The organism is Sphingomonas rhamnosi (genome assembly GCF_036663615.1).
In the GTDB taxonomy this organism is placed as follows: domain Bacteria; phylum Pseudomonadota; class Alphaproteobacteria; order Sphingomonadales; family Sphingomonadaceae; genus Sphingomonas.
The window spans coordinates 1-25,979 of the sequence record NZ_JAXOJJ010000011.1 but is presented as its reverse complement, the minus strand read 5'-3'; the positions used below and the strand labels follow the sequence as shown (position 1 = coordinate 25,979).

The following is a 25,979-nucleotide window of genomic DNA, read 5'->3' as shown; positions in this document are numbered from 1 at the left end:
GCGCTCAGAGCGCCCCGAACCCCTCAAAGCGGATACCGAAGCCACGCCGTCTGGCATGGCTAGAAGCGAGATTGCGAATGGCCAACGACCGCGCGTGGTCCGGCGGCATTGCCAGTATCTCGGGGCTTTCGCTCAGGAGCCGCGCCAGCTGACCAGAGACGATTGCGGTTGCCATTGAGGTGCCGTGCAGCACCCGGCGGCCGCCGCCGAGTGCGAACGAGATGATGCCGACCCCAGGCGCGATCAGGCCGATCCCGGCTCCGCCCGCGGTTGCGACGTTGGCGAATCCAGCCACGAACTCGGACGGCCGCTCGCGCGCGGTCGGGCCATCCACGAAGAAGGCTCCGTCCGAGCCGGGCGGCATGGAGGCGGTGTCGCCATAGGCCGAGACGGCGATGACCTCGTCGAACCGGGCTGGCTCTGCGATCGGCTCGCGCCAGCCGTTCCCGGCGGCAGCGATGACGACGCAGCCGCGTAGATTAACATCGCGGATGGCCTCGCGCACGGCGATGTCATCCGTCACCGTCGAGAGGCTCAGGTTGATGATGATGCAGCCCGCATCGGCAGCGCGGTCCAGCGCCTTCATCACGGCATAGCTTGTAGGCGGATCCTCCGGCGAGCCGCCGACGCGATATCCGAACACTTGCGCGCCGGGCGCGATGCCCCGGAATCCTGTGCCGCGTCCCGCGATTGTTCCGGCGACGTGCGTGCCGTGACCGATGCCGTTGTCGGCGCCCTCGCTCGCCGGCTGACCGGGCACGACGTTGATCAGGGCGAAGGGCATCAGGTCGGGGTGTGGCCCGAGCCCGGAATCGATCACGGCGATTCGGACGCCGGTGCCTGGCGTATCGTCCTGCACCGGGGCACGCAGCGGCGCGATGACGTCGAGCGCGGGGTCGAAAGGCATGAGCGCCAGGGTTTCGCCCGAACTGACCATGCGGTCCTGCTCGCACAGGCCCCAGTGCGCGGCGCCGGGAGCCGCGATGTGCAGCAACTGCGCTTGCACGGGTTCGCTCCCGAGTGGGAGCCGCACCTCCCCTTGCACGCCGGTCGCGCCCGCCGCACCTACGCAGGCGGCGCGGTCGGTCAGGAGCGTGACGGTCAGCCCCGCCAACGGCGCGCCGGTCTGCGCGCACCGCACGCATAGCACCAGGTCGCCGGGCGGGGTGTTCGCCGGAGCGGAGCGCGGCTTGATGCGAGGCGCGGGATTGTAGCTGTACTCGACGTCCGCAACCACCCGCGCGAGCGTCGCCGTTCGCGCCAGAAGTGCGGCATCTTCGGGGTTCAGGTCGACGAGCTTGGCGCCGTCCTCGTGCAACGCGTCGATCAGGTGCAGGTCACGTGCGTCAAACGCGCGGCGGCCGTCGTCGGAGGCGTCACCGCGCTCGAAGGGATCGAACCCGGCCGGCGCCGATGCGGCGAGCACCTCCCCGAAACTGCGGCGCAGCGGAGACCGGGTGCTGACGTTGCTCTGAACCACGGCGGCCAGGAACGTGGCGCTGTCCTGCGACCGGGCGCGCACGCCTTTCGGCGGCAGCAAGATGAAGCGAGCCATTATCGCTCACTCGTCCGTGCGCTCAGCCGAACTCGACCAGACCGCTGAGCGGCGTACCGTCGCCGATCAGAATCACCGGCTCGCTCTCTTCCTGTTCGCTGGCGAGGAAAACGCCGCCAGCTTTGACCGAGGCCATCTTCAGGTCGCCGTCATCGATCACGACCTGGAAGCACTTGAAGCCGAAGCTGAGCATCGCAGTGCCCTCGAAGGTCAGGAAGCCAGATTGCGCGTGCTGAGCGTCGACCGACACTTTGCCGCCCACGGCATTGGCGATGACCGGCACGTCGAGCGAAGCGGCGGAACCGCTTGAGGCTTCGAACTCGACCTTGATCTTGTTGGACTTGAGCACGTCGACCAGAACGAGCAACTTGCCCGATCCGGTGAGATAGGGCAGCGAGACTGGGTTGGTCTGGTCGACATCGCCGTCGCGCAAATAGCGGCCGACCGGAATGGCATCCACCGTAGCAGCGGTCACGTTCTCGTAGTGGAACTTGATCTTGCGCGCGTTCGTGTAGTCGACGCTGGCGCCCAGCGTGCCGCCGCCTAACGCCGAGATCATCCCGTTGAGGATATTGAGCCCCACGCCAATCTTCAGCGATGCCGAACTTTGCCCCTCGATATCGGTTGCAACGCCGCTGCGCGATTGCGGAAGATCCCCCGGCTGGCCGGTGATGAGATCCGACAGGGTACCCAGTAGCTGTGCGGAATCGCTTCGCCAGCCGATCACCGAGAGTGGCTCGACTCCTTCGCGCGGAAGTCGAATCACGTTATAGCCCAAATTCTTCAGAAACTTAAGAGATGGATCCGAACAAACGGCCATGCCACGTCTCCCCCTACCATATCGAAGATCAGTTCTACAACTCTACTTTATCAAGTTCAGGACGCAACTACAATTACCATAAGTTCAGCGCATTCACGTACGATGCCAATCTTACCGATCATGACGTTCGGCATCCGCTGAGCGCGTTGGCAGCTGCTCGAGCAATTGACGCAGGACCTAGGCGGTAGCGCGATTGCGTATCCACTCGCCGTATCGGAGCCGTGGCCTCAATTCGGCATCAAGATGATTTCGCGAAAGATCGAAGCGGCCGGCCCCAAGCTAGAAGTGCTCGATACGTCAATCCGCAGTGCGCGTAAGTCGGCTCAGTCGAAACCCACGGTTTAGGCGAGGCGTTATGATCTCCGCTGCTGATTTAAAACCAAAGCGGCGTAGCTCCGGTCTGCTTCAGCATTATTAGGTCCGGAAGTTTCCAGTCTGCTGCCGGCCCAGCTTCTGTCGTAACGCGACGCAGGTCGGGCAAACGCTGAACGTCAGCTTTTGACAAGATCTGACGTTCAACCTTCGCCATGGGAACGACGGGTTTGTTCCAATATTCGCCTTTCCAGTAGGCCTTCATGGTGATCTTAACCGATGAACGAACGGCAGAATTCGGGAAGGCTATAAACCGCCTCGAGTGGCGGTTTGTGGGTCAAGCAGTCCAGCGATCAAAGCGCGTTGTTGCAATAGATGCTATAGCAATGGATGCGGGTCTTGGCGGTGTCACGCCAACGCAACTAGCATCCTGGACACAGCATCGGAGCCAAACACCAAAGCCGCAGCGGAACGGGATGATGAATGTTGCTCAAGCTCTTCACCTTATCGGCCGCCGCCGCGCTCACCATGCAGGGAGTCGCCATGGCTGAACAACCAGGTCACGTCACCGGGATGGGTGGCGTCTTTGTCAAAAGCAAGGACCCGAAGGCGCTCGCGCAGTGGTACAGGGATGTGCTCGGCCTTGACGTGAAGCCGTGGGGCGGCGCGGCAGTGCCGTTCGATGCGCCTGGTCACCCACCGAAAGTATCATGGACGGCCTTTCCCGAAACCGGTGACTACATGAGCCCTTCGACGCGCGAGTTCATGATCAACTTTGCGGTGGACGACATGGACGCGATGGTCGCGCGCTTGGCGTCGCACGGCGTGCCGATCCTCAAGCGCGACGACAGTGATCCGTTCGGCCGCTTTGCCTGGATCCAGGATCCCGACGGCACCAAGATCGAACTCTGGCAGCCAAAGCAGAGCTAGAGAGAGCTACGCTGCGGCGGGATCGCGACGGCGCCAGGGCGTCAGCGGCTCGTAACTGGGCACATCTGTTGCGCCTCGCCTCGTCACGCGCAGCAGCTTGCGGTCCGCCAGGTGAAGCACAGCTTCCTGCACGCCGCGCTTCGAGAGGCCGGTCCGTTCCGCAAGCTGGGCGTGGCTGACGCGCACCGCACCTTCCTCAGCCGCCGCGGTCAGGACGAGGTAGACCAGGAACGCCGATGCGCGGTGGTCATGGCCAACAAGGTCTCTCATCAGAGCGTCCACGACCTACGCATCGACCGTAGACCGCTTGTTGCTCGTTGCTATAGCACTAGTCATCGGCCGTCGTCCCGCAAGGGTGGTCGGTGGTAACGCGGGAGGTCACGTGCTGCGAAGGATCAACTATGTCGGCATCCCGACCAGCGATCAGGAGCGGGCGCTGATCTTCTGGACGGAGACGATGGGCTGCATCGTCACGACGGACCGGCTCGTCGGCGACAAGCGCTGGATCGAACTCGCCATCCCAGGTGCACAAACGGGGTTGCTGCTGCTGACACCGGAAGGACAGGAGGACAGGATCGGGACCTTCTTCAACGGATCGTTCGGCTGCGACGACGTGGAATACGCGTACGAGAAACTGCGCGCGCGAGGGGTCGAGTTCACCGGCACTCCCGAGACGAAGCCGTTCCCGCACGTCTACTTCAGGGACCCAGACGGCAATACGTTCTTCCTGTCGAGCCGCTGATTAATCCCGGCGATCGAGTGTGAACCAATGTCTAAAGCTGGTGAGTGGAAATGCTAGGTCGAATGACCGCATGTGGGTCTTCCGTTTTAATTGATGTGTTCAATACATTAGTATTCGCTGATGCCTGTTTAGCTGGTCGGACCGGAAGGCACTGTGCCGTCGAACCGCGTTTTACCGGGTAGAGAATGTGCGAGGCTGAGATCGCCGTTATGGCCACGGAAGATCTGCCGGGCGAGGGCCAGACCCACGCCCGTGCCCTCGGTCTTGGTGGTGAAGAAGGGGCGGAAGATGTCGCTTTGGTTCGCGGCTGGAATCCCCGGGCCGGTGTCCGTCATCGTGAACTGCGTTTGGCCGACTAAGGCCGTGATGGTGAGCGTGACGCGTGCATCGGGCGAATCGTGCAATACCTCGGCTGCGTTCTGCAAGACGGCCCAGAGCGCGGCAGTCAACTGATCGGGGTCAGCCAGTATATTGGCGGGTGCCTCAAGGAGGTCGGTCGTGAAGGCAATCGTCGGCCATCTCGTGGCAAACAATGCTGCCAAATCGCCGACGAACCCAGCGAGAGGGATCCGTTCCTCCGAGGGGGCCGGCAGCCGCGCCAACGCACGGTAGCTTTCGCCGAAACGGTGTAGGCTGGCGGCGCGGCGCGCGACCGTCTCGACCGCGTCGCGTACCTTGGGCAGCATCGGGTCGGGATCGTTAAGCATCGCCACCGCGGTCTCGGCGAGCGAGGCGATCGGGGTGAGGGCGTTGACGATCTCATGGCTCAGGACCTGGACGAGCTCGCGCAACGCCGCGGCCTCGGCGGCCTTCAGTTCGGCGTCGATGTCGATCAGCGCGCCGATCCGCGTCAGCCGGCCGGTCAGCGCGAGATCGCCGGTGGCAAGCGCGAAGCTGCGGACGTCGGCGTCGTGGCCGATGTCGATCGTGGCGGTCCGGCCTGGGCGGGTCTCCGAGAGCGCTGCGACGAGCCCCTCGGGTGGATCGGCGACCAGATCGCTGGCGCCGAGCAAGCGCCGCGCGGCGCGGTTGACGACGCGCAGGCGACCGTCGTCGAGCGCGACCAGCGGTGCGGGCGACAGATCGAGATAGGCGTTCAAGCGGCGCCGTTCCTCTTCTCCGGGGAAAACAGGCGCGGGGGGCGGAGGTGCCGGCGGCCGTCGAGGACCGCGATCGACCAGGTCGAGCGCGGCGATCCAGACCGTGATCAGCGCGGCAAGCAATGCGGTCGCGTACAGGCCGCGCATGGCGGCAACCGCCCCGCCAGCGCCGGCCGCGGCGATCACCAATGCGCGCAGCATCGCGCGCACTTGGTCAGAGGCCATAGCGCGCCATCCGTCGATACAGCGCCGCGCGGGTCAGCCCGAGCTGGGCGGCGGCGCGGCTGACGTTGAAGGCATGGCGTTCGAGCGCTGCGGTGATCAGGGACTCTTCGTTGCGGGCCAGCGACAGGTCGGGCGCTAACGCCGCGGGCTCGGCGGTAGCGGGTGACAGCATGAGGTCGCTATTGCCGAGCAGTACCGCGCGTTCGATCGTCTGGCGCAGACCGCGGACGTTGTCGGGCCAGCGATCCGCGGCGATCGCGCGCGCGGCATCTTCGTCGAGCGCAATGCTCGGCCTGCCATGGCGGTACGCGAACAGCGCGAGGAAATGGCGGGCGAGCACTACCGCGTCGCCGACGCGATCGACGAGCGGAGGCAACGGGATTTCGATCGTGGCGACCCGGTCGAGCACGTCTTCGCCGATCGCCCCCCGGATCCCGATGCGATCCAGCCGCGAGGTCGCTATGACGCGAATGCCATCTAACGCAGCCAGCAGAACGCCGTTGAGCGCGCGAGGCAATCGGTCGATATGGTCGATCACCAGCATCCCGCCAGCTGCGGCCGCAGTGCGCTCGGCGATAGCTGCGGCGTCCGCCGCCTCGGCATCCAGCGTGACGAGCTGCATATGGGCATGCGGCGAGGCCTGATGGATCAGCCGGGCGATCAGCGTCTTGCCGGTGCCCGCAGCACCGTGGACGAGGATCGGCGCGGTGGTCGGCGCGACGCGGGCGATCAGGTCGCGGGCGCGGGCGATCCCGGCGCTTTCGCCGAGCAGGATGCCGTCATGGACAGGCGGTGTCGCGGCGGTCTCCAGCCTCGCGCGGCGCAGCGCCAGACCGCGTTCGACCGTGGTCAGCAGGCGTTCGTTGTTCCAGGGCTTGATCACGAAGTCGGTCGCGCCGCTGCGCATCGCCCGCACTGCCACCGCGATCCCGCTATGCCCGGTGACGACGATCACGACGGCGCGCGCGTCCGCCGCGATCAGCCGGTCGAGCATCGTGAAGCCCTCTTCGCCGGTGGTCCGTCCGCGCGCGAAATTCAGATCGAGCAGGATGACGTCGATCGCTTCGCCCGCGAGCAAGACCCAGGCCGCCTCCGGGTTCGCCGCGGTCGACACGCGCATCCCGTGCCGCTCGAGCAACAACCGTGCCGCCTTGGCGATGTCGGGATCGTCGTCGATCACGAGGATATGCGATTCGGTTGACATGGCCGGCATAGTGTCCGGAAACGGACAGTTGGTACAGTAGCAAAGACTACTCCGGTGCTTTCCTCAAGAAAGAAGCGTAATAACAGTGACTTAGGTTTGCTTCGTTCGATCCCGTACACTGTCCGCATGACGGAGACGACCCTGCCTGGAACTGGCGCTGCGATGGACCGGCGTATCGAGCGTCCGCACGCCCGGCGGCGCAAGCGGATCGTACGCGGTGCGCTTGTACTCGCAGTAGTGGCCGCGGCGGTGCTGCTGTGGTTATTGATGCCAGGCGCCAATGCGCTGACCGTCGACGCCGCCGCGATCAGGACCGGTGACGTCGTGCGCGCGCCGTTCCGCGATTTCGTGCCGCTACGTGCCGAGGTCGCACCCTTGCGCACCGTGTTCGTCACCGCGATCTCGGGCGGACAGGTCGCCGAACTCGCCGCGAGCGACGGCGCCATGGTCGCGGCAGGTACTCCGCTCGCGCGCCTGTCCAATCCATCGCTCGAACTGGACGTCGCCAGCCGCTCGGCCGAGATCGTCGGGCAATTGAGCGCGATCAGCGGCCAGCGGTTGTCGGTCCAGAACACCCGGCAGGATGGCGCACGCGATCTCGCCGAGGCACGCAACGCGCTGTCCAAGGCGCGCACGTTGCTCGCGCAGAAGCAGGTGTTGTACGACAAGGGGATCATCACGCGCGCCGCGATCGATCCGGTGCGCGAGGATGTCGGCTATCAGCAGGCGCGTGTTTCGGCGCTCGATCGCGGGACCGCGGAGGCGGGCGCGACGCTGGCGGATCAGTCCTCGGGGATCGCCGCCACCGCGCGGCAGTTGCGCGAGAGCCTGGCGTTGGTCCGCGCGAGCCTGTCCGCACTGGTGCTGCGTGCGCCGGTCGCGGGACGGCTCACCGCCTTCACGCTGCAGCCCGGCCAGACACTCAAGGCCGGCGACCCGGTCGGGCAGATCGACTCCGAGGGCCAGTGGAAGCTGACCGCAGATGTCGACCAATTCTACCTCGGGCGCGTCCGGGCCGGGCTGGCGGCGACCGCTGATATCGACGGACGCAGCTATCCGATGTCGGTCATCAAGATCCTGCCGCAGGTGACCGAAGGTCGGTTTCGCGTCGAACTCGGTTTTCGCGGTCCCGTACCCACGGGACTGAACCGCGGCCAGACGGTCGACGTACGGCTCGTGCTCGGCGCGGACCGGCCTGCGGTGGTCGCGCCCTCGGGCGGCTGGCTCGATGCGGGCGGCACCACCGCGTTCGTGCTCGACGGCGACAAGAAGGCCGTCCGGCGGGCGATCGTCGCCGGCCGGCGCAATCCCGACCAGGTCGAAATCGTCTCCGGTTTGGCACCCGGCGAGCGGATCGTGACCACCGCGCTCGGCACCTACACCCCCTTCCAGACCCTTCTCATCCGATAGGATTCGATATGATCCACCTGCAGGACCTCAGCCGCACCTATGCCTCGGACGAGATCGAGACGACCGCGCTCGGCGGCATCGACCTCGCGGTCGAGGCGGGGGAATTCGTCGCGATCATGGGGCCGTCGGGGTGCGGCAAATCGACCTTGCTCAACATCATCGGCACGATCGACCGGCCGACCGACGGGCGGTACCTGTTCGAGGGCGCCGACATCGCGCATGCGCCCGAAGCCGAGCTCGCCAAGCTGCGCCGCGACCGGCTGGGCTTCGTGTTCCAGAGCTTCAACCTGATCGACGAGCTGACGATCGCCGAGAACGTCGCGCTGGGGCTGGCCTATCGGACGATGCCCGCGCGCGAGAGGAAGGAGCGCGTGGCGGCGGCGATGGACCGTGTCGGCATCGCCCACCGCCAGCGTCATCACCCGCACCAATTATCGGGCGGCCAGCAACAGCGCGCGGCGATCGCCCGCGCCATCGTCGGCGAACCGCGGCTGATCCTCGCGGACGAGCCGACCGGCAACCTGGATACCGAGAACGGCGCGCAGGTGATGGACATCCTCAGCCAGCTCAATGCGGAGGGCGCGACGATCGTGATGGTCACACACAGCCCGTCGCACGCCGATATCGCCAAGCGGACGGTGCACATGCTCGACGGGCGTATCCTCTCCTCGGCGCGGCACGCCGCCTGATGCGCCGCTCGCTCCAGATGATCGTGTTGCTGCTGCTCGTGGTGGTCCTCGTCCGCCATCTTGCCGCGACCAAGCCCGGCCCCACGCCAGTCAGCGACGCCTGAAGGAACCGCCATGTCCGCGCTCACCAGTCTCTATCGCTCGCTCGCGCATCACCGGTTGTTCGCGCTGCTCAACATCGGCGGTCTCGCGCTCGGGATCGCGACGTTCCTCGTCCTGTTCCTCTTCGTACGGTTCGAGACCGGGTACGACCGCGTATTGCCGCAACAAGACCGGTTGTGGGTGATGGAGGAGCGCTATGTGATGCCGGGCTATCCGGCAGACACCAATCCGAACACGATGGGCAGCGAGCTCAAGATCCTGCAGGCGGATTACCCGCAGCTGGTCGGTACGCGCTACATGAACATGGCCGCGACCGTGCAGGAGGGCGGACAGGCGACCGCCGAGGACCTGGGCACAGTCGACGCTAACTTCTTCGATCTCATGCGCTTTCCCGCGGTCGAGGGCGATCCGACAGCAACGCTTGCCGATCCGAACGGCCTGGTGGTCACGCAGAAGACCGCGCGGAAATATTTCGGGAGCCAGTCGGCGATCGGCCGGACGCTGCAACTGTCGATCGACGGGACGACCTATCCCTACAAGGTCGGGGCGGTGCTGCGCGACATGCCCGACGACGTCACCTTCAAGAGCGAGATGTTCGCGCAACTGTCGCGCACGCGCTTCGGCAACGAATGGTGGGAGCACTGGGGCAGCGCGTCGCTGACCACGTTCCTGCGTTTCCCCAGCGATGCCGCCGCGCGCGCGTTCGAGGCGCAATTGCCCGCGTTTCTCGATCGCCACGCTTATGCGGGTGGCAGCCTCAAGAAAGGCGAGTATTTCCAGTCGCTGCGGCCGCTGACTGCGATGCATCTGTATAGTCCGGGCGATCGCGCGATCGTCACGACCTTGGGCGCGGTCGGGCTGCTGACGCTGCTGATCGCGATCGTGAACTACGTCAATCTGGCCACCGCCCGTGCCGGGCTGCGCGCGCGCGAAGTGGCGATGCGCAAGGTGCTGGGCGGCACGCGGCGGTCGCTCATCCGGCAATTCCTGGGCGAGGCGCTGGCGACCGTCGCGGTGGCGGCGTTGATCGGGCTCGCGCTCGCCGAGATCGCGCTGCCGTTCGTCAATGCGCTTGGCGGAACGTCGCTGGCGATCCGCTATGTCGGTTGGAACGGCGTCGTCCTGCCGCTAGTCCTGCTGGTCCTGGGCATAGCACTGGTCGCGGGGCTGTATCCCGCGTTCGTACTGTCGGGGTTTCGCCCGGCGGCGGTGCTCGCCTCGACGCGCGCGCCTGGCGGTGGGCGTAGCGGCACGAGGCTGCGGAGTGCGCTGGTGGTCGTGCAGTTTGCGATCGCGATCGCATTCGCCATCGCCACCGGAGTCATGCTCAAACAGACCGAGCATATCCGTGACGCCGATCTCGGTTTTCGCCGTGACGGCTTGATGATCGTCCGCTCGCTGATGACCGGCGGGATCGACTCCCCGCAGCGCGCGGCGATCCTGCGCAGCCTCGCGGCGGCCCCCGGCGTCGTCGGCGTCACTGTCGCCAACAATGCCCCGGGCGACCAGAGCACGACCAATTTCTCGGGATACAGCCGGGCTGGGGTGTCCGGCGCCAAGATATCGTTGATGGATGTCGGCACGGGTCGCGACTATTTTCGCGTGTACGGCGCGCGCCTCGTCGCGGGGCGCCTGTTCGACGCCGCGCATGCCGACGACCGCGGCCTGTTGACGATGGCCGAACGCAAGCGGGCAGGGCCCAACGTTGTGATCAACCGGACGGCGGTGACCGCGCTGGGCTTTGCGTCACCGACCGCGGCGCTGGGGCAGGCGATCAACGACGGCGAACGGGACTCGACGATCATCGGCGTGGTCGACGACCTGCGCTTCAGGAGCCCGCGCGATGCCGTCACGCCGGTCGCCTATACCTACAACACTGTCGATATCCTCTCGCCGTTCGCGGCGGTCCGTTATGCCGGCGCCGATGCGAAGACGATGACGGCGGGGCTTGAGGCGGCATGGAAGCGCGTCGTTCCCGGCGTTCCGTTCGAGGCGCGCTCGGTCGAGGACAATTTGTACCAGCGCTATTACAAGGCCGACGCGCAACGCTCGCGGCTGTTCACGATCGGCGCGGTGCTCGCGGTCCTGATCGGTTGCATCGGGCTCTATGGCCTGGCGGCGTTCGACACCGCACGGCGTGTGAAGGAGATCGGTATCCGCAAGACGCTCGGCGCGTCGACCGCCGAGGTGCTGCGGCTATTGATTGGGCAATTCCTGCGCCCCGTGATCCTAGCCAACCTCGTCGCGTGGCCGCTTGCCTATGTCGCGATGCAGCGCTGGCTTGGCGGGTTCGACGACCGGATCGCGCTGTCGCCGCTGTTCTTCGTCGGCGCCTCGCTCGCCGCGGTGCTGATCGCGAGCGGCACGGTCTTCGGGCAGGCGTGGCGCGTCGCCCGTGCCGAACCCGCGCGCGCGCTGCGCCACGAATAGGGACCGAGCGATGTCATCAGCTTTCCTGACGCTGTACCGTTCGCTCACCCGGCATCGGCTGTATGCGATGCTCAACATCGGCGGGCTCGCACTCGGCATCGCAGTGTTCCTGGTACTGATGCTGTTCGTCCGGTTCGAAACCAACTACGACCGCGTGCTGCCGGGGTGGGAGCGCGTCTGGATGATCGAGCGCACGCTCCAGTTTCCCGGTAATCCGAAGGTCGAGATTCCCTCGCTGCCGCCGATGTTGGCCCAGATGAAGGCTGACTATCCTGGCACGACGGGCGCGCGCTTGCTCCAGTACGACGTCGCGGTTCAGAACGGTACGGTCAGCGTTGCGCAAACGATGGGACAGGTCGACCCGGCCTACTTCCAGCTCTTCCCGTTTCCGTCGGCCGAAGGCGATCCGGTTGCCGCGCTCGCGCGACCCGATGGCATCGTCATAACCACCACCGCCGCGCAGACGTATTTCGGGCAAGGCTCATCGATCGGGCGAACGCTGACCGTCCTGTTCGATGGTGCGCCCCATCTGTACCGGGTGGGAGCGGTATTGCGGCCGCTGCCTGGCAACATATCCTACGCTAGCGACCTGTTCACGGCCATTCCGCCCGATGCGACGGCACAGCGCGGCAAGGGGTTCCGGACTTTCTTGTCGTTTCCCGACGATGCCGCCGCCGCACGCGTAGCGCGCGACCTGGCGGCATTCGTCAAACGCCACCCAGATCCCGATTTTCCGGTTGGCATGGTTGATATAGCCAAGACCGGCATCGTGCCGCTGGCCGACGTGCATCTTGCCGCGGACACCGTGGGGACAGTTGTTACCGTACTCGGCACGGTAGGCACCGTCGCGCTGCTGCTTGCGGTGATCAACTACATCAATCTCGCAACCGCGCGCGCCGCGCTACGTGCGCGTGAAATTGCGCTGCGCAAGGTCGTCGGAGCGACCCGTGGAGCACTCGTCGTGCAGTTGCTTGGCGAGGCGTTGATCGCGGTGATCGTGGCAACGCTGGTCGGGTTGGCGCTTGCTGAAGTCGCGCTGCCTTTTGTGAACGCCACCGGCGGCACCACCCTAGCGATCGTCTATTGGGGATCGGACTCGATATTGGTCCCACTCGCGGTGTTGATCGTGACGGTGTCGGTTCTTGCCGGGTTCCATCCCGCCTTCGTGATTTCGCGCTTTCAACCCGCGGGCGTGCTGGCATCGGCGCGAACGCCAGGGGGCGATCGTCCGGGCGCGCGGTTACGTAAGGTGCTGGTCGTTTTTCAGTTTGCGATCGCGATCGCACTGATGATCGGCACCGGAATACTCGTCGCGCAGACGCGGCATGTCCAGAACGCCGATATCGGTTTCTCGCGCCACGGTTTGATCATGGTGCCGGGATATGGTGCCGCAGCCGTTGATCGCGTGCAACGCACGGCGCTTGCCACCGCGGTCCGCGCCACTTCAGGAGTTGTAGCTACCACGACCAGTGGAATCGCACCCACCGGGGGCAGCTATTCGATCAGCGCCATGCACCGTGCCGGAGCGACCGGCGAACCGCCGATGATTCTCCAGGCGACCGTCGGCGAGCGGTTTTTCGAGACCTATGGCGTCGCGCTGCTCGCCGGTCGCCGATTTGACCCACGCCGCTTCGCAATCGACGAGGAGCAGGACGATAAGGGCACGAAGACGCGCGACCACAATGTCATCCTCAACCGCACGGCGATCCAGCGCCTAGGCTTTACAACCCCCGCCGCCGCCGTCGGACAGGTCATCGCACAGGGCGACCGGACTGCGCGGATCATCGGCGTCGTCGGCGACATGCGTTTCGCTACTCCGCGCGAGCCGCTGAATGCTGTCTCGTACAGCTATCGAGCGGATGGCGGCGCGGCTCCGGTCCTCGTCATTCGTACTAATAGCGACGTCGCGGCGACGCTGGCGCGGGTCGAATTGGTATGGCGTCGCCTTGCTCCGAATGTGCCGTCGGGCGCAATCACGGTCGACCAGAAACTATACGATTCCTTTTATCGCCAGGACGTCCAGCGCTCGCGGCTGTTCACGACCGGCGCGGTGCTGGCGGTCACGATCGGGTGTCTCGGGCTCTATGGCCTGGCTGCGTTCGACACCATGCGCCGGGTGAAGGAGATCGGTATCCGCAAGGTGCTGGGCGCCTCGACCAGCGACGTTATGCGGCTGCTGCTGATCCAGTTCCTCCAGCCGGTCCTCCTTGCGAACGTGATCGCGTGGCCGATCGCGTGGTTCGCGATGTCGCACTGGTTGGGTGGATTCGACGATCGGATCACCCTGTCGCCGGTGTATTTCGTCGCCGCCAGCGCGCTCGCGCTAGTCATCGCTGCCGCGACGGTTGCCAGCCAGGCATGGCGCGTCGCGCGAGCCGAACCCGCGCGCGCGCTGCACCAGTTCTAGGAGGCTGAGGCAGGCGGGTTTGATGCCGGTGGGCAATGGCATGCCCAATTAGCCAACCACCATGACGCCAACGGTCTGATGGAGGTAAAGCGACTGGACGAGGTGCAGGTCGAAAGGCTCAAGCTCAGCGCAGCGTGAAGATGAATGAGTGTCTCAAGTTGGGGAGGCGGTAGGGCACCTTGAATGTCGGCTTGTGGGTCCAGGCCGACAGTGCAAATGGCGCATTTTGTCAAAAGAGCCTCTGTCGAGATCCCTTATCCTGCTGGTTCACGCCGGTCAGTGTTCATAGCGTCGCTGAGCAACCGCCCAATCGCTCGCTCAAGCGCCGCGGGTTCGGGGAAAAGGTCAACGCTGTAAAGCCATCGCGTCGCGTACGGGCCGCGCCCGATGTCCACCCGTCCGACACCGTCAGCGCCAACCGAACCGCGGATTGGTGCCACATGGGCGAATAGGATGGCATGTTGCCGGACGCGATTAATGCGACGCCTCTCCACGTCATCGAGCAGGAACAGAAGCGCCTGGCTGCCAGCCACGAGCCAGCTCTGCTGTTGAGGTGTGGCGAAGATCTTTAGCGCGCGCGAAGCGCTCGCGGGCGCATCCTCGCCTGCAGCAGCTACGATCTCATCTGCGTCATAGAATTGGTGCCGCGGTGACAGGACCTGGTGCTTCGATAGTGCCTGCGCCAAGGCCGCCGCAGCACTGCGCGCATCAGCGTAGCGGCGCTTCGTATCTCGTGCCAGAAGCCTCGCAAAGAAGTCGTCCACGGCCGGTGCGAGATCGGGGACGAGCGTCGAGGGCGGCGCAATCTCGTCCTTCGACAACTGCGCGAAGGCCTGCGCAAATGGCTTTTGCTCCCCAAACGGATGTCCTCCGGTAAGGCACTGATAAAGGACGATGCCGAAGCTGAACAGATCCGAGGTAGCATCCAGGGGCTGACCCATGCTTTGCTCCGGGCTGGCGTACCGCAGCGTTGCCAACACGTCGCCGGTTCCTGTCCGGGTTGTGCTCTCAGTCGCACGGTCGAAAGCGAGGCCGAAATCGATCAAGCGCGGCTGCCCGGTGCGGTCGAGTGCGATAGAGCCCGGTTTGATGTCGGCGTGAATGGCCCCGGCATCATGGATGTGTGCGAGCGCGTCAAACAGTGGCATCAGGACTGCGAGATCCGGCGGGTGCCCCTCCTGGATCGCCGTCTCGAGTGTCGTGACGCCGGCGTCCTCCATCACGAAATAGGGCTCCCCGCTTGGGGCTGTGCCGGCCTCCAAAAGCGTGACGATGTTGGGATGCGTACTTACCCGGGCGAGCACTTCGCTTTCTCTGCGAAAGCGCGCGATCCAGTCCGGATCCTGCGCCAGCGTCGCGTGCAGGCGCTTGATTGCGACCTGCCGCCCGCCCAATGTGTCCTGCGCCAGGAAAACCTCTCCGATGCCCCCGGAACCACGACGCGAAAGCACCCGGTATCGGGGCCCAAAATCGGGCAAGTTCGAGCCATCGGTCTCGGCCGTTGCGGTCGCAATCTCCGCACTTACGCGGAGCGGTACGCGCGCAGCGAAATTGAAATATAGCCCTATCTCCTCCGCGCCGAGGCCCGCGAAATTGGCGTCGTCTTCTCTAATGTCGAGCAGCGGGTGAAGCGTGAGCAGCTTGCGGAGTTGGTCGTTCTCAAGAAAGGGGCGATCGCGGGGGGCAAGGTAATCCCGCCGCCAGTGATAACTCTCGTTTCTCCACCGGCGGTTCCGTCGGGGCCATCCACCGGCTCTTCGTCGCCACGCATGGCGCGTTCGAGCAGGCCGAGCCAGTCCGGGCGGTCCCGCAGTAGCCCGAATAACGGCTCGAAAGCCTGCTGCAACACGACCACTTTCGCAAGCCTGACCGGCGTGACCGCCGCGCCAGCCTTCGCTTGCGCCAGGTACCAGTTCAGGCCATAAATGTTGATTAGGCGTTTGATTTCGCGCGGGTTTTGCGCGACCGATCCGAGAAAGACTTCACCACATCGGTCATCGGGGAAACGCACGTCGAGCTTAAGCACGAAATCGCGCAGCTCGGTTGGCGTCGGCGGCGGAAGGTGAAAGGGTAGCTGGATGATCTTGCTCAGATATTCGCGTTGCGCGAGAAGATCGTCGGGATAGCGCCGCTGGAGAGCCCGCTGGACAACGGCGATGTCCACGCCAACTACAAAGATGCAGCGCGGAACGTCTAGGAAGACCTTGATCACGTCGAGTAACTGCAGGGCCTTGTCCGGTTCACAGCGATCGAGATCGTCGATGAAGATGACCACCTGTGAAGCGCTTGCCGGCAAAGATCCGACCATGCGCGCGAACTGCTCGCGAAATCGCGCGAGCGTTCCAACGTGCGCCTCGAAATCGAGTTCGCGGTAGAGTGACTGGCCGGGTAGCTCTAGCGTGCCGATTTTGTGGACGAGCGGCTTAAGCAGCTGCCAGCCAGCGAAGAGTGATGCGCCGACGCCAAGCGAACCCAAGGCAACGCCGAGCGCATGGGAAGGTCCAAGCACGTGAGACGCAAGGAGGCCGAGGACGCCGGGAACCAGGATAAGAACGAGCCGCATTAGGATCGCTGGCAGCTTAAGGGGAAGCCGGTCCCATGCTAGCCCGCGGTTGAGCAAGCCGGCCGAAAAGCGAACCTGGTCCGAAATTCGAAGCCGGCGCGAGATTTGCCCGATCAGATTCTGCAGGAAGGCCGCGCCGATGGCCTCGTCCCCGCCATAGGTTCATGCGCTGAACCAGATCGGCGCAACTTGGCGCGTGGACAGCCGTGCCTCGATCATGCGCATCAAGGTGGTCTTGCCTGTTCCCCAGCGACCGAAGATACCTACGATGAAGGGAGTCTTGGCCTGGGGGTTCAGGATGACCTCCTCAAGCGCCAGTGCATAAGACGCGAATCCCAGACGATCGACCTCGGCGGGACGATCGTCGAGCAGCGGGCTGGATCGGATACCAGCGTCATTTTGGAGATCGGTCTCTACGATCGGTCACCTTCCTCAACTTCAAGGTGCCATGTTACCGTGATCCTGCCAATTGCTGTCGAACAGAAGAAGGACAAATGATACGGGTAGCTAAACACGGTGTGGACTCTTTTTGCCCTTCTCGCTGTGCCGTTGGCCCAGCATTGCATCATCCTTCCCTGAAAGCCGAGATGAACGAGTTTCCGGTTGTGGGAACAGGCTAAAGGCTGCCGAGTGGCCGCTTATGGGTCAGTGCGCCAGAACGCTGCAGATCGACTCGCGACTGGAAGCGAACGTCAGCGCCGAGAAATGCGCTCGGACCAGAATGCCCAAATAGCCATGACAATGGCGAGCAAGGTGGTAACGAGGAAGACTGGCTCGGTAAGGAGACCAGCACCTTCGGCGATAACTCTGGCGACATGCGCTAGCGCGAGGCCAGTGAAGATCACGCCGGTCGTGAACACGTAAGCACGCATTCGCAACGCTCTCACATTTCTCCCCGACACGCTACCCGCACCAGCCAGCGCCGAAATCGACAGTTTTCAAAGGCCGAATAACCGCGCGGACCGGATCAACTTGGCAGGTCTGCCCTGTTGCTTGACGGGCCGATCGGGAGAAGCCGGCGACCGCGGCTGGCCCGCAGGCGACATGAAAGAATGTCGGATTCGGGGATCGCCAACCGTACCCCTGCATGGCAGCTTATGGACCGTTTTAGTGAAAGCGCTCACCTCGACTGAGCTGCTCAAGAATTTGCTGCATCCTGCGCGCTCGCGTCTCCGGCCGTTTGGCTGTCTGGAGACGGTAGTAGATCGGGTACAGGTTCTTGCGGTCGAGTGTCCGGAAAAACGCTTCGGCCTCAGGAAGGGCCGCTAGCGCGTCCAGGAAATCCTGCGGTATGACCATGGCGGCCGAGCCCTCGTAGGCGGCATCCCAGCGTCCATTTGCGCGCGCGGCTACGACATGCGCGAGCCCGGCCGGAGTCATGCGCCCTTCAGCGATCAACCGATCGGCGTGTTCACGGTTCTTGGTCGACCAGCTGGATCCGACCTGGCGCGGCGTCAGACGCTGGAGGTAGGAGCGCTCGTCACCTAGACGCTTCAGGCTATCGATCCAGCCGAAGCGGATCGCTTCCACGACGCAGTCGGTCCACGTTACCGAACGCTGTCGCGAACCCGCCTTGTAGATGCGAACCCAGAGTTCCCCGCTGTCCGCGTGGTGCTCGGCGAGCCAACCGGCAAGATCCTTGGGGCTCTCGAACGCGAGGGCATCGGCTTGGGGAATGGTCATTACCTGAAGCTAACCAATTCCAATCCCGCTGAGAAGCGGCATGAAACCTCACTCCCCGTGCTGCAGCCAAAATGACTGAAGGAGGCGAGCGCCACATGAACAAGCGGCGGCTTTGGGGAAGCGCGCAGCTGGCACTGAGTGGCCGGGTATGGGTCAATGGGACTGGCTGCTCGAGTATGGCCGATCTGCAGGCAAAGCCGCCCACGCGGTGTTCGGCATCGATTGCATGGTAAAACGTAACTCGCCGCCCGCCATGATTTGATCGTGCCGCAAATATGCGTGCGTTACGGGCACCCCGTTCAAGCTGACGGATCCGACATAGGGATGTCGAGTGTCGAGGCGGTCCGCTCTGATGATCAGGTGCTTACCGTTTGGTAGCGTCAAATCCGCGCGATCGACGAACGGCCGGCCGATCACATATTCGAGACTGCCAGGCGTGACAGGGTAAAACCCAAGCGCCGTGAAGACGAGCCACGCCGACATCTGCCCGAGATCGTCATTGCCCGACAAGCCGTCAGAGGTCGGATGATATTGGCTCTCCACGATCTGCTTTAGTCGTTCCTGGGTCCGCCACGGCGCGCCCGCATAGCTATAGAGATAAGCGACGTGATGGCTGGGCTCGTTCCCATGGATGTACTGGCCGATAAGCCCGGCGATGTCTTCGGCGTGGCTGTAATCCAGCTTCGAATTGTCGTAATCGAACATCGCATCGAGTTTCGCGACGGTCGCCGCATCGCCGCCAAGGGCGGTGGTAAGCGCAGCCTGATCCTGCGGCACGAACCAGCTATATTGCCAAGCATTGCCCTCGGTATAATCCGATCCGTAGTTGATTTCGGTCGGATCGAACGGCGTGCGGAAGCTGCCGTCGGCCTTGCGTGCGCGCACGAAGCCCGTCTTCGCATCGAAGCTGTTGCGCCAGTTGCTGGCGCGTTTTTCGAAAGTCGCCGCAACATTTTTGCGCCCCATCGCGCGCGCCATGCGAGCGATGGTCCAATCGTCATATGCGTATTCCACCGTCTTCGAGGCGGCCTCAGGCTCCCGGTCGATGGGAACATAGCCGAGCTTCATATACTCGCCGAGCCCACCATACGGCGCATAAGTGGCGCTCGCTACCATCGCATTGAGCGCGGCGTTTGCATCGAATCCGCGGATGCCTTTCAGATATGCGTCGGCGATGACCGGTGCAGCATGGTAGCCGATCATCGTCCAGGTCTCGCGCCCCTGAAACTGCCACACCGGCAGGATGCCATCAGGGCTGTTCTCGCGGCTCGCAACGAGCGAGCGGACGATGTCGCTGGATGTACGGGCAGGCTGCACCAGGGTAAGCAGCGGATGCTCCGCGCGAAACGTATCCCAGAGCGAGAAGGTCGAGCGAAAGGGGAAACCCTCGGCTTTGTGCACTTGATTGTCCGGCCCGCGATAGCGACCGTCTGCATCGCTTGCGATCGATGGCGCAAGGAGACTGTGATACAGGGCAGTGGCAACCGATCTCTGCATTGGCGCGGGCGCCTTGATCTTTAGCACATTGAGCGAATCGCGCCATGCCGTCGTGGTGCGCGCGCGGATAGCGTTGAAGTCGCCGGGCTCGCTGTCAAGGTTAGCGATCGCACCGGCCTCGTCGACCGACGAGATCGCGGCCTTCACCTCGAGCGGACGGTCGAGCGCGCCAAAATCGAAGCGTGCCACCAGCGCGCGGCCGGACCGTTCGGCGACCTCGTCGCTCGCGCGTCCCGGCCCCTGAAAACCCTTGTACGCGAGATCGGTCTCGGTGGAGACGATGGCGTGTGACTTGAGCGGCACCGAGAAGCGCATTGCGAAGCACAGTATTCGGCCGGGCGCCCAGCCGCGGGTCTGCCGGCAACCGGTCACGGTGCCATCGCGACGCAACCGGATCGACGACCACAACACCTTGCCCGGGTAATTATACAGCGAACTACGTAAATCGAGTACGAGATGCATGGCATCTGACTTCGATGAGGCGAGATAGCGTGCTACGGCGATCCGGGTGCCAGCGGTAAGCTCGGCATGAACACCGCGATCTCTCAGTATCACAGAATACTGACCGGGTCGCGCGATCTCCGCGGCATGATCGAAGCGCGATCGGTAGCCCGTGCCGGGCCTGGCCGGATCGCCCGGTTCGAGCGGGACCGTGTCGCCGGCGATGGGCATCATCAAGAAATCGCCGAGGTCTGAATGCCCCGCGCCCGAGAAATGCGTCAGCGAGAAGCCCTGGATCGTCGGATCGTCATAGCGATAGCCGGCGGCGTGGCTGTAACACGTGCGGATCACGCAACCCGTGTCAGTGTCGGGCGAGAACTGGACCATGCCGAATGGAGCGACCGCGCCGGGAAAGGTGTGGCCCTGACCGCCCGTTCCGATCATCGGATCAACCTGCTCGAAGGTGGATTGCGCGGAGAGCGGCGCTGCGGAGAGCGCGGCTATGAACGTCAGCAGCGTGATTGGGCGGGTAATCATCATGGTACGCTTAGAGCATTGCCGCGCATTCGACGAAAGGCCGCGCGTAAATGTGGGGCGGCCCCGCCGAACCTAACATAAACGAAACTCCGCTTCCAGGATCTGCCAATCCGACATCCCAGCGGCGCAATGCCACCCATCCACATACCCTTGGCCTTGGACGCCGCGATCTTGTCGCGGATCCGTTCGGCGGTGACCTCGCGTTCGAACTGCGCAAACGACAGCAGCATGTTGAGGGTGAGCCGCCCCATGCGGGTGGTGGTGTTGAACGACTGGGTTACCGACACGAACGAGGTGCCGGACGCGTCGAAGGCTTCGACCAGTTTCGAGAAATCGAGCAGCGAGCGGGTAAGCCGATCGACCTTGTAGACGACGATGATGTCGATTGCACCGGCGGCAACCTCCGCAAGCAGGCGCTGAAGGGCAGGGCGCTCAAGGGTGCCGCCTGAAAGCCCCCCATCGTCATAATGCCCGGGGACTTCGGCCCAATGGGCGGGCGCACCCGTACCGTGCGCGCCTTGCTCGACAGCCTGCCCCGGCAGCAAAATCGGCCCGAGGTGTGCTTGGACGAGGCGCGGGACCGGCCCTTGTCGCTGAATTACCAGTGGCAGCAATGGCGGGACGAGGCGAGTTTGCCGGGCGTTCGCATCCATGACCTGCGCCACAGCTTTGCTAGCCACGCGGCGGGACTGTCCGAAACGCTCCCGATAATCGGCAAGCTACTCGGGCACGTGAGGATTACCTCAACGGCGCGCTATGCACACCATGACGACGCCGCCGTGCTGAATGCGGCCAAGCGGGTCGGCCGATTGATCACGCGACACATGGCGTGAATGCCACGCCGCGAGCAATCGGTGCGCCTTTGTTGGTTAGCGGCTTGCTCAGGCGGTCCGCCGAGGAAGACGGGCTTCAGGCATAGTCAGTCGTAGCCGAAGGTACGCAAAAAAGTTTCCGTGGCCGGACTTCCGACCCGGGATTCTGACGCTTCTGAACCTGCGGAAAAGCGTAAACGGCGCGAGCAACAATGAGACGGACGATTGACCAGCAACGCCCTTGAAGCATTAGGATTTGATGCGTATGGAGCCTCAGCCGAACAGCGCCTTTACAATCTTGTTCAGATCGACGGGCTTTTCGCAGCGGACTACGTCTGCGTAACGCGCTAGGATAGAAGACTTGTCATACCCTGTCGTAAATACGCAGGGCACGCCGCGCTCAAGAAGCGCGTCGGCGATGGGCCAGGACATCACGCCCTGCAAATTGACGTCTACGATCGCCCCGTCGATGCGCTCCGTCCGCTCGATCAGCGCGATAGCCGTATCCACGCTTGCCACTGGTCCGATCACCTCAGCGCCGCCTGCCTCCAACAGACAGGCCATGTCGTCCGCGATCAAATAATCGTCCTCGACCAAAAGAACACTTTGTCCGGTAAGCATGGTCTTGGTATTGGTCATTACTCGCGGTCCTCTGCGCGGTTGCGATCGGTGAGCGGCAGGTCGATCGTGCATCGCAAGCCGTCATTGTTCAGTTCAAAGCTGGTCGTGGCGTTGAGCGCATAGGGAAGAGCGCGCTCGATCAACTCGCGCCCATACCCCTTTCGCGTGGTATCCTCGCCCCCCGGCGCGCTACCGACACCCTCCTCAACCCACTCCAGAACAAGGTTGGAGGCCGCGTCGCCCACCTGCTTCACAGCCCACGTGACCTTCAGCGCCCCGTCGTGGGCCGCAAGCGCGCCGTATTTCCGAGCATTGGTGGCGAGCTCGTGGATCGCCAGCGCCATTGTCTGCACGATAGTGTCGCGTAAGACGACGTTAGGTCCCTTCAGCGTTACTCTATCGTCGGAGGCTTCTGCTCCAAGCGCGTCCAGTTCCATGCGGATCAGCGCGCCGATAGTGATCGGCTCGATCTCGGTGCGGGATAGCAGACCTTGCACACGCGCGAGCGCCTGCAAGCGCTCGTTGAACTTTATGCGGAACTCTTCAGTCGGACCCGTCCGCGCCATCGTCCGGTTCGCGATCGCGCTCACCACGGTGATGAGGTTACGGGTGCGGTGCTGGAGCTCGGCTACCATCACTTCCATACTCGCCTCGGCCCGCTGGGCTTTTTCGGTCAACTCTTGCTGACGGATCGAGGATGTCAGGAGCGCAGCGTTCATGTCGCGCAGGAGCTGCTCGTGCTCGCCGTCCTGCGCGTGATCCGTCATTCCGCTTTCCCTCGAGGCAACTCTTCATCGGACTCGTCACGGGCGCCGGCAGTCGGATGCTCGGCTCGCCGATCTCGGGACTCCCAGGACCAGGTTTCGGGAATGCCGCTGGTAAGGCCGCGATAGCCCCTGAGCGGCTCGCCGATTACGACGCCACTGTCGGTAATCGTGTATTCGTGCATATCGATGCTGTGAGGGCCGCCACGCATTTTTACGACGAGCATCATCTTGCGCATTTGTCCGTTGATCGAGACGTAGCGCAGCCGCACGATGTCATCGGTCAGGAACGATATGGCGTAGTTACTCAGACCCATCGAGGTGAAGTTCTCTTGAACCTCCACGGTGCTTACAACAGTTGCGCCCGTCCGGGTTAGTGCCGCGATCATCCGATAGAGCGACTCTCGGAACTCGTGCCGAAATTCTGGGGCAAGCGCCATTTCGAAGCCGACAAGCGAGTCGAGCACGACCCGTTTTGCGCCAAGGTCTTTCACTGCCGCGATGACTTCGTGGACAGTTTCATCGACCGAAAGGTCCAGCGGGCGGATGTAAATGATCTTGAGCGTGCCCTCTTCCTGCGGCGTTACGAGATCGATGCCGACCTTCCCCGCCCGCCGAACATAGTCCCTTGGAAGCTCTTCGAAGATGACGATGATGGCCGGCTCACCGTGACTAAGACCCTCGGCGGCGAATTGTGACGCCAGCATCGACTTGCCTGATCCGGACGGCCCAGCCAGAAGCATACTGTCGCCCTCGGGTACGCCGCCGTTCAACAGCGCATCGAAGCCGGGGACACCGGTCGCAAGCCGCCGCTCGCCCTTGACGGTATCTGACGGGGCGGTGAGCCCAAGGGTGCGCGGGAAGGTCTGCACGCCATCGTCCGTGATGCGGAAGGTGTGCATCCCAGGCACAGTATTCTGACCGCGCATCTTGATGACCTGCATCTTGCGCACGATCGAATTGCGTTCGACGCTTTGGTTAAGCCACAACAGCCCATCGGCAACTGTGAATACGGGATTGTCGCGAAACTCTGTCTCTGAGTATTCGCCGATCAGGAACGAGGTGACTTGCCAACTCGTGAGGTACAGCGCCAACCGCTGAATGAGGTCGGGCAGATCCATCCCATCCGACTTCGTGTGGCCGCTTCGCAGCATCGTGCGAAACGAGTCGACGAAAACCATGCCGGCGTTGGAATCCTCGACCTCTTTGACGATGACATCGAGCACCGCGCCAAGATCTTTCTCCATGACGACGTGGCTGAGATTGATGAAGCGAATGGCACCGTCTACCTTAGCCATGTCGAAGAACGAAAATTGCTGCTGGTAGCGCAGCATCTTGACCGCCGGCTCGCCAAGTACGGTGAAATAGAGAACGGGGCGTTCCCTCGTGGCGTTGGCGAACATTATCTGATGCGCCAGCGTAGTTTTACCGCCGCCGGGATTGCCGGCAATGATGTTGAACGAATATTCCGGCAGTCCGCCGGCGAGGATTTCGTCGAGGCCGGGGACGCCGGTGGGCAGGCGTCGGATAGGGACCCGGTCTCGCTCCTGATTAATACTCTCACTGCTCATGCGATTGACCTCGTATCTTCATGTCGGTCGTCTAATGACTCGTCGGGCCAGGCGTCGCTAACGAAGCGCAGCGTGAGGGGTTCGCCGACAAAAGCGACCAATAGCCCCAGAAACTGCACGATGATCGCGAGCACCGCATCGCCAGAGACCTTCTCCAGTCCTTCGAGCGATCCATCCGCTCTGACCGAAAGTTGTCGCAGAGAAGGATCGTCCGCGCGCGCAAGCGCATGCGCTCGCCGCACGAGTGAGGTGAAGGCGTCAAGCCCGGCAAACCGCGCCAGCGCGACCCGTAGACGCTCAAAGACCCGCGCCGCCTCGTCGGCCGGATCACCGGAGGCGTTCGGATGCCGACCTTCCAAGGTCAGCAATCGTTGCGCTAGGGCTCGCATTGATACCAGCGGATTTTCCTTGAACGCCATCGCCACCACAGTCGGCCCTTTCAGCCAATCTTACAACCGCGTTCCAGTTGGCTGCCGCGACGGCTTCATCGGTCGGTTTTGCCTGGTGCCATGCTAAAGGTCTCTCCCGGGCGTTGTCAGACCAAAGTGGCAGGCGGGGAGGGGGGATGATACCGGCGGTGTATGAGCCGAAAATCGAGGGCGCTGCCGCCTAGCCCGTTCCGCCGTTTCAATTCGTCGGCGGAGGTGATCCGGCTCGTGGTCATGATGTACGTCCGATTTCCGCTGTCGCTGCGCAACGTCGAGGACCTGCTGTTCGAGCGTGGTATCGACGTTTGTCACGAGACGGTGCGCATGTGGTGGAACAGGTTCGGCCCGATGTTCGCCGGCGACATCCGACGGCAGCGGGTAAGTCGCATGCGGGGCTTCCGTCACTGGCGCTGGCACCTCGACGAGATGTACGTGAAGCTGGACGGTGAGATGGTCTACCTCTGGCGAGCGGTCGATCACGAGGGCGAGATCCTAGAGAGCTATATCACCAAACCCAGGAGCAAGGGGGCAGCACTCACCTTCATGAAGAAGGCGCTGAAGCGTCACGGCCGGCCCGAGACGATCACCACCGACGGACTGCGCTCGTACGGTGCCGCGATGAAGGAGCTGGGCTATACCCAGGAGCTGGGCTATACCGATAAACAGGAGGTCGGACGCTGGGCCAACAACCGGGTTGAGAACAGCCACCTGTCGTTCCGACGAAGGGAGCGCGCTATGCTGCGTTTCAGGCGAATGAAGACTCTGCAAAAGTTCGCTTCGGTCCATGCCAATGTCCAAAACCACTTTAATCTCGAACGCCACCTCGTCGACCGCCAAACCTACAAGGAACGACGCTCGGCCGCGCTGGCCGAGTGGCAGATCCTCGCGAGCTAGGCCGCCGCACCCGAAGTTCGAGGTGCATCGTGTGCAGACGGTTCGCGTTACACTGACAGCACCGAACAGCCACCTGTCGTTCCGACGAAGGGAGCGCGCTACGCTGCGTTTCAGGCGAATGAAGACTGAACCGCGCCGGGTTTGCCGGAGGCTCCAACTCCTGAGAAGGTGGAGCCTGTATGAGCAAGACGACGAACAAGTTTGCGCCGGAAGTTCGCGAACGCGCGGTACGGATGGTTTTC

Annotated in this window: 23 protein-coding genes; 9 read left to right on the top strand and 14 right to left on the bottom strand. The window is 63.5% G+C overall.

Annotated elements, in window-relative coordinates; all coding sequences use genetic code 11:
- Window positions 1–4: 4 nt before the first annotated feature.
- Both U1701_RS17385 and U1701_RS17380 read right to left on the bottom strand, forming a co-directional pair.
- The gene (locus tag U1701_RS17385; RefSeq protein WP_332783845.1) at window positions 5–1,555 is read right to left on the bottom strand and encodes a S8 family peptidase; all 1,551 of its coding nucleotides are present in this window, start codon (window positions 1,553–1,555) and stop codon (window positions 5–7) included.
- 22 nt (window positions 1,556–1,577) lie between these two features.
- On the bottom strand, window positions 1,578–2,375 hold the full coding sequence (locus U1701_RS17380) for a gasdermin (protein WP_332783844.1): 798 nt from the start codon (window positions 2,373–2,375) through the stop codon (window positions 1,578–1,580).
- A gap of 795 nt (window positions 2,376–3,170) precedes the next feature.
- On the opposite strand from U1701_RS17380, the gene U1701_RS17375 reads away from it, so the two are divergent.
- Window positions 3,171–3,617, top strand: a complete 447-nt coding sequence (locus U1701_RS17375; protein WP_332783843.1) for a VOC family protein — start codon at window positions 3,171–3,173, stop codon at window positions 3,615–3,617.
- 6 nt (window positions 3,618–3,623) lie between these two features.
- Here U1701_RS17375 and U1701_RS17370 read toward each other — a convergent pair whose 3' ends face one another.
- A complete protein-coding gene (locus U1701_RS17370) occupies window positions 3,624–3,887 on the bottom strand; it encodes a helix-turn-helix domain-containing protein (RefSeq protein ID WP_332783842.1) in 264 nt (87 codons plus the stop codon).
- Between the two features lie 112 nt (window positions 3,888–3,999).
- On the opposite strand from U1701_RS17370, the gene U1701_RS17365 reads away from it, so the two are divergent.
- On the top strand, window positions 4,000–4,359 hold the full coding sequence (locus U1701_RS17365) for a VOC family protein (protein WP_332783841.1): 360 nt from the start codon (window positions 4,000–4,002) through the stop codon (window positions 4,357–4,359).
- A 128-nt stretch (window positions 4,360–4,487) separates the two neighbouring features.
- Here U1701_RS17365 and U1701_RS17360 read toward each other — a convergent pair whose 3' ends face one another.
- Both U1701_RS17360 and U1701_RS17355 read right to left on the bottom strand, forming a co-directional pair.
- Window positions 4,488–5,684: a sensor histidine kinase gene (locus U1701_RS17360; RefSeq protein WP_332783840.1), complete on the bottom strand. Its 1,197-nt coding sequence runs from the start codon at window positions 5,682–5,684 to the stop codon at window positions 4,488–4,490.
- Window positions 5,674–6,888 carry a sigma-54-dependent transcriptional regulator gene (locus U1701_RS17355; RefSeq protein ID WP_332783839.1) on the bottom strand — a complete coding sequence of 405 codons (1,215 nt, stop codon included), beginning with the start codon at window positions 6,886–6,888 and terminating at the stop codon, window positions 5,674–5,676. Before U1701_RS17355 ends, U1701_RS17360 begins: the two co-directional genes overlap by 11 nt.
- Before the next feature lie 126 nt (window positions 6,889–7,014).
- On the opposite strand from U1701_RS17355, the gene U1701_RS17350 reads away from it, so the two are divergent.
- The 4 genes from U1701_RS17350 to U1701_RS17335 all read left to right on the top strand — a co-directional run bounded on the left by U1701_RS17350 (window position 7,015) and on the right by U1701_RS17335 (window position 13,926).
- Window positions 7,015–8,298, top strand: a complete 1,284-nt coding sequence (locus U1701_RS17350) for an efflux RND transporter periplasmic adaptor subunit (protein ID WP_332783838.1) — start codon at window positions 7,015–7,017, stop codon at window positions 8,296–8,298.
- Between the two features lie 8 nt (window positions 8,299–8,306).
- The gene (locus U1701_RS17345; RefSeq protein WP_332783837.1) at window positions 8,307–8,987 is read left to right on the top strand and encodes an ABC transporter ATP-binding protein; all 681 of its coding nucleotides are present in this window, start codon (window positions 8,307–8,309) and stop codon (window positions 8,985–8,987) included.
- A gap of 114 nt (window positions 8,988–9,101) precedes the next feature.
- On the top strand, window positions 9,102–11,519 hold the full coding sequence (locus U1701_RS17340; protein WP_332783836.1) for an ABC transporter permease: 2,418 nt from the start codon (window positions 9,102–9,104) through the stop codon (window positions 11,517–11,519).
- A gap of 10 nt (window positions 11,520–11,529) precedes the next feature.
- Entirely contained in the window at window positions 11,530–13,926 is a 2,397-nt protein-coding gene (locus U1701_RS17335; protein ID WP_332783835.1) for an ABC transporter permease, read from the top strand.
- Between the two features lie 254 nt (window positions 13,927–14,180).
- On the opposite strand, the gene U1701_RS17330 is transcribed toward U1701_RS17335, so the two are convergent.
- Together U1701_RS17330 and U1701_RS17325 are read right to left on the bottom strand one after the other, a co-directional pair.
- Window positions 14,181–15,404: a serine/threonine-protein kinase gene (locus U1701_RS17330; protein WP_332783834.1), complete on the bottom strand. Its 1,224-nt coding sequence runs from the start codon at window positions 15,402–15,404 to the stop codon at window positions 14,181–14,183.
- An 86-nt stretch (window positions 15,405–15,490) separates the two neighbouring features.
- Complete coding sequence (locus tag U1701_RS17325) at window positions 15,491–16,489, bottom strand: KAP family P-loop NTPase fold protein (RefSeq protein WP_332783833.1); 999 nt, start codon at window positions 16,487–16,489, stop codon at window positions 15,491–15,493.
- 105 nt (window positions 16,490–16,594) lie between these two features.
- Between U1701_RS17325 and U1701_RS17320 the strand changes: the two genes are divergently transcribed.
- A complete protein-coding gene (locus U1701_RS17320) occupies window positions 16,595–16,987 on the top strand; it encodes a hypothetical protein (RefSeq protein ID WP_332783832.1) in 393 nt (130 codons plus the stop codon).
- Window positions 16,988–17,596: 609 nt separating this feature from the next.
- On the opposite strand, the gene U1701_RS17315 is transcribed toward U1701_RS17320, so the two are convergent.
- The 3 genes from U1701_RS17315 to U1701_RS17305 all read right to left on the bottom strand — a co-directional run bounded on the left by U1701_RS17315 (window position 17,597) and on the right by U1701_RS17305 (window position 21,300).
- Window positions 17,597–18,172, bottom strand: a complete 576-nt coding sequence (locus U1701_RS17315) for a YdeI/OmpD-associated family protein (protein ID WP_332783831.1) — start codon at window positions 18,170–18,172, stop codon at window positions 17,597–17,599.
- A 153-nt stretch (window positions 18,173–18,325) separates the two neighbouring features.
- Complete coding sequence (locus U1701_RS17310; RefSeq protein ID WP_332783830.1) at window positions 18,326–20,650, bottom strand: GH92 family glycosyl hydrolase; 2,325 nt, start codon at window positions 20,648–20,650, stop codon at window positions 18,326–18,328.
- On the bottom strand, window positions 20,647–21,300 hold the full coding sequence (locus U1701_RS17305) for a recombinase family protein (RefSeq protein WP_332783829.1): 654 nt from the start codon (window positions 21,298–21,300) through the stop codon (window positions 20,647–20,649). Before U1701_RS17305 ends, U1701_RS17310 begins: the two co-directional genes overlap by 4 nt.
- On the opposite strand from U1701_RS17305, the gene U1701_RS18770 reads away from it, so the two are divergent.
- Window positions 21,205–21,480 carry a tyrosine-type recombinase/integrase gene (locus U1701_RS18770; RefSeq protein ID WP_443026086.1) on the top strand — a complete coding sequence of 92 codons (276 nt, stop codon included), beginning with the start codon at window positions 21,205–21,207 and terminating at the stop codon, window positions 21,478–21,480. The genes U1701_RS17305 and U1701_RS18770 overlap by 96 nt on opposite strands.
- Before the next feature lie 252 nt (window positions 21,481–21,732).
- Here U1701_RS18770 and U1701_RS17300 read toward each other — a convergent pair whose 3' ends face one another.
- From U1701_RS17300 to U1701_RS17285, 4 genes are read right to left on the bottom strand one after another with little or no spacing between them, the layout of a single operon-like run.
- Window positions 21,733–22,098 (bottom strand): response regulator, encoded by a 366-nt coding sequence (locus U1701_RS17300; RefSeq protein ID WP_332783828.1) that lies wholly within the window; start codon window positions 22,096–22,098, stop codon window positions 21,733–21,735.
- Window positions 22,098–22,847, bottom strand: coding sequence for a sensor histidine kinase (locus U1701_RS17295; protein ID WP_332783827.1), 750 nt, complete (start codon window positions 22,845–22,847; stop codon window positions 22,098–22,100). Before U1701_RS17295 ends, U1701_RS17300 begins: the two co-directional genes overlap by 1 nt.
- Complete coding sequence (locus U1701_RS17290) at window positions 22,844–24,415, bottom strand: ATPase domain-containing protein (protein ID WP_332783826.1); 1,572 nt, start codon at window positions 24,413–24,415, stop codon at window positions 22,844–22,846. The genes U1701_RS17295 and U1701_RS17290 overlap by 4 nt, the downstream gene beginning before the upstream one ends.
- Window positions 24,412–24,840: a hypothetical protein gene (locus U1701_RS17285; protein ID WP_332783825.1), complete on the bottom strand. Its 429-nt coding sequence runs from the start codon at window positions 24,838–24,840 to the stop codon at window positions 24,412–24,414. The genes U1701_RS17290 and U1701_RS17285 overlap by 4 nt, the downstream gene beginning before the upstream one ends.
- Window positions 24,841–24,996: 156 nt before the next feature.
- Here U1701_RS17285 and U1701_RS17280 point away from each other — a divergent pair, with 156 nt between their 5' ends.
- The gene (locus U1701_RS17280; RefSeq protein WP_332783824.1) at window positions 24,997–25,737 is read left to right on the top strand and encodes an IS6 family transposase; all 741 of its coding nucleotides are present in this window, start codon (window positions 24,997–24,999) and stop codon (window positions 25,735–25,737) included.
- Window positions 25,738–25,979: the final 242 nt, after the last annotated feature.

Excerpts from the sequence above, each read along its gene's own strand:
- U1701_RS17310 (WP_332783830.1), bottom strand. The coding sequence starts at position 20,650 with ATGATGATTACCCGCCCAATCACGCTGCTGACGTTCATAGCCGCGCTC.
- U1701_RS17350 (WP_332783838.1), top strand. The coding sequence starts at position 7,015 with ATGACGGAGACGACCCTGCCTGGAACTGGCGCTGCGATGGACCGGCGT.
- U1701_RS17370 (WP_332783842.1), bottom strand. The coding sequence starts at position 3,887 with ATGAGAGACCTTGTTGGCCATGACCACCGCGCATCGGCGTTCCTGGTC.
- U1701_RS17360 (WP_332783840.1), bottom strand. The coding sequence starts at position 5,684 with ATGGCCTCTGACCAAGTGCGCGCGATGCTGCGCGCATTGGTGATCGCC.
- U1701_RS17340 (WP_332783836.1), top strand. The coding sequence starts at position 9,102 with ATGTCCGCGCTCACCAGTCTCTATCGCTCGCTCGCGCATCACCGGTTG.
- U1701_RS17280 (WP_332783824.1), top strand. The coding sequence starts at position 24,997 with ATGAGCCGAAAATCGAGGGCGCTGCCGCCTAGCCCGTTCCGCCGTTTC.
- U1701_RS17315 (WP_332783831.1), bottom strand. The coding sequence starts at position 18,172 with ATGACCATTCCCCAAGCCGATGCCCTCGCGTTCGAGAGCCCCAAGGAT.
- U1701_RS17375 (WP_332783843.1), top strand. The coding sequence starts at position 3,171 with ATGTTGCTCAAGCTCTTCACCTTATCGGCCGCCGCCGCGCTCACCATG.
- U1701_RS17325 (WP_332783833.1), bottom strand. The coding sequence starts at position 16,489 with ATGCGGCTCGTTCTTATCCTGGTTCCCGGCGTCCTCGGCCTCCTTGCG.
- U1701_RS17300 (WP_332783828.1), bottom strand. The coding sequence starts at position 22,098 with ATGACCAATACCAAGACCATGCTTACCGGACAAAGTGTTCTTTTGGTC.
- U1701_RS17290 (WP_332783826.1), bottom strand. The coding sequence starts at position 24,415 with ATGAGCAGTGAGAGTATTAATCAGGAGCGAGACCGGGTCCCTATCCGA.
- U1701_RS17335 (WP_332783835.1), top strand. The coding sequence starts at position 11,530 with ATGTCATCAGCTTTCCTGACGCTGTACCGTTCGCTCACCCGGCATCGG.
- U1701_RS17305 (WP_332783829.1), bottom strand. The coding sequence starts at position 21,300 with ATGGATGCGAACGCCCGGCAAACTCGCCTCGTCCCGCCATTGCTGCCA.
- U1701_RS17345 (WP_332783837.1), top strand. The coding sequence starts at position 8,307 with ATGATCCACCTGCAGGACCTCAGCCGCACCTATGCCTCGGACGAGATC.
- U1701_RS17380 (WP_332783844.1), bottom strand. The coding sequence starts at position 2,375 with ATGGCCGTTTGTTCGGATCCATCTCTTAAGTTTCTGAAGAATTTGGGC.
- U1701_RS17355 (WP_332783839.1), bottom strand. The coding sequence starts at position 6,888 with ATGTCAACCGAATCGCATATCCTCGTGATCGACGACGATCCCGACATC.
- U1701_RS17385 (WP_332783845.1), bottom strand. The coding sequence starts at position 1,555 with ATGGCTCGCTTCATCTTGCTGCCGCCGAAAGGCGTGCGCGCCCGGTCG.
- U1701_RS17295 (WP_332783827.1), bottom strand. The coding sequence starts at position 22,847 with ATGACGGATCACGCGCAGGACGGCGAGCACGAGCAGCTCCTGCGCGAC.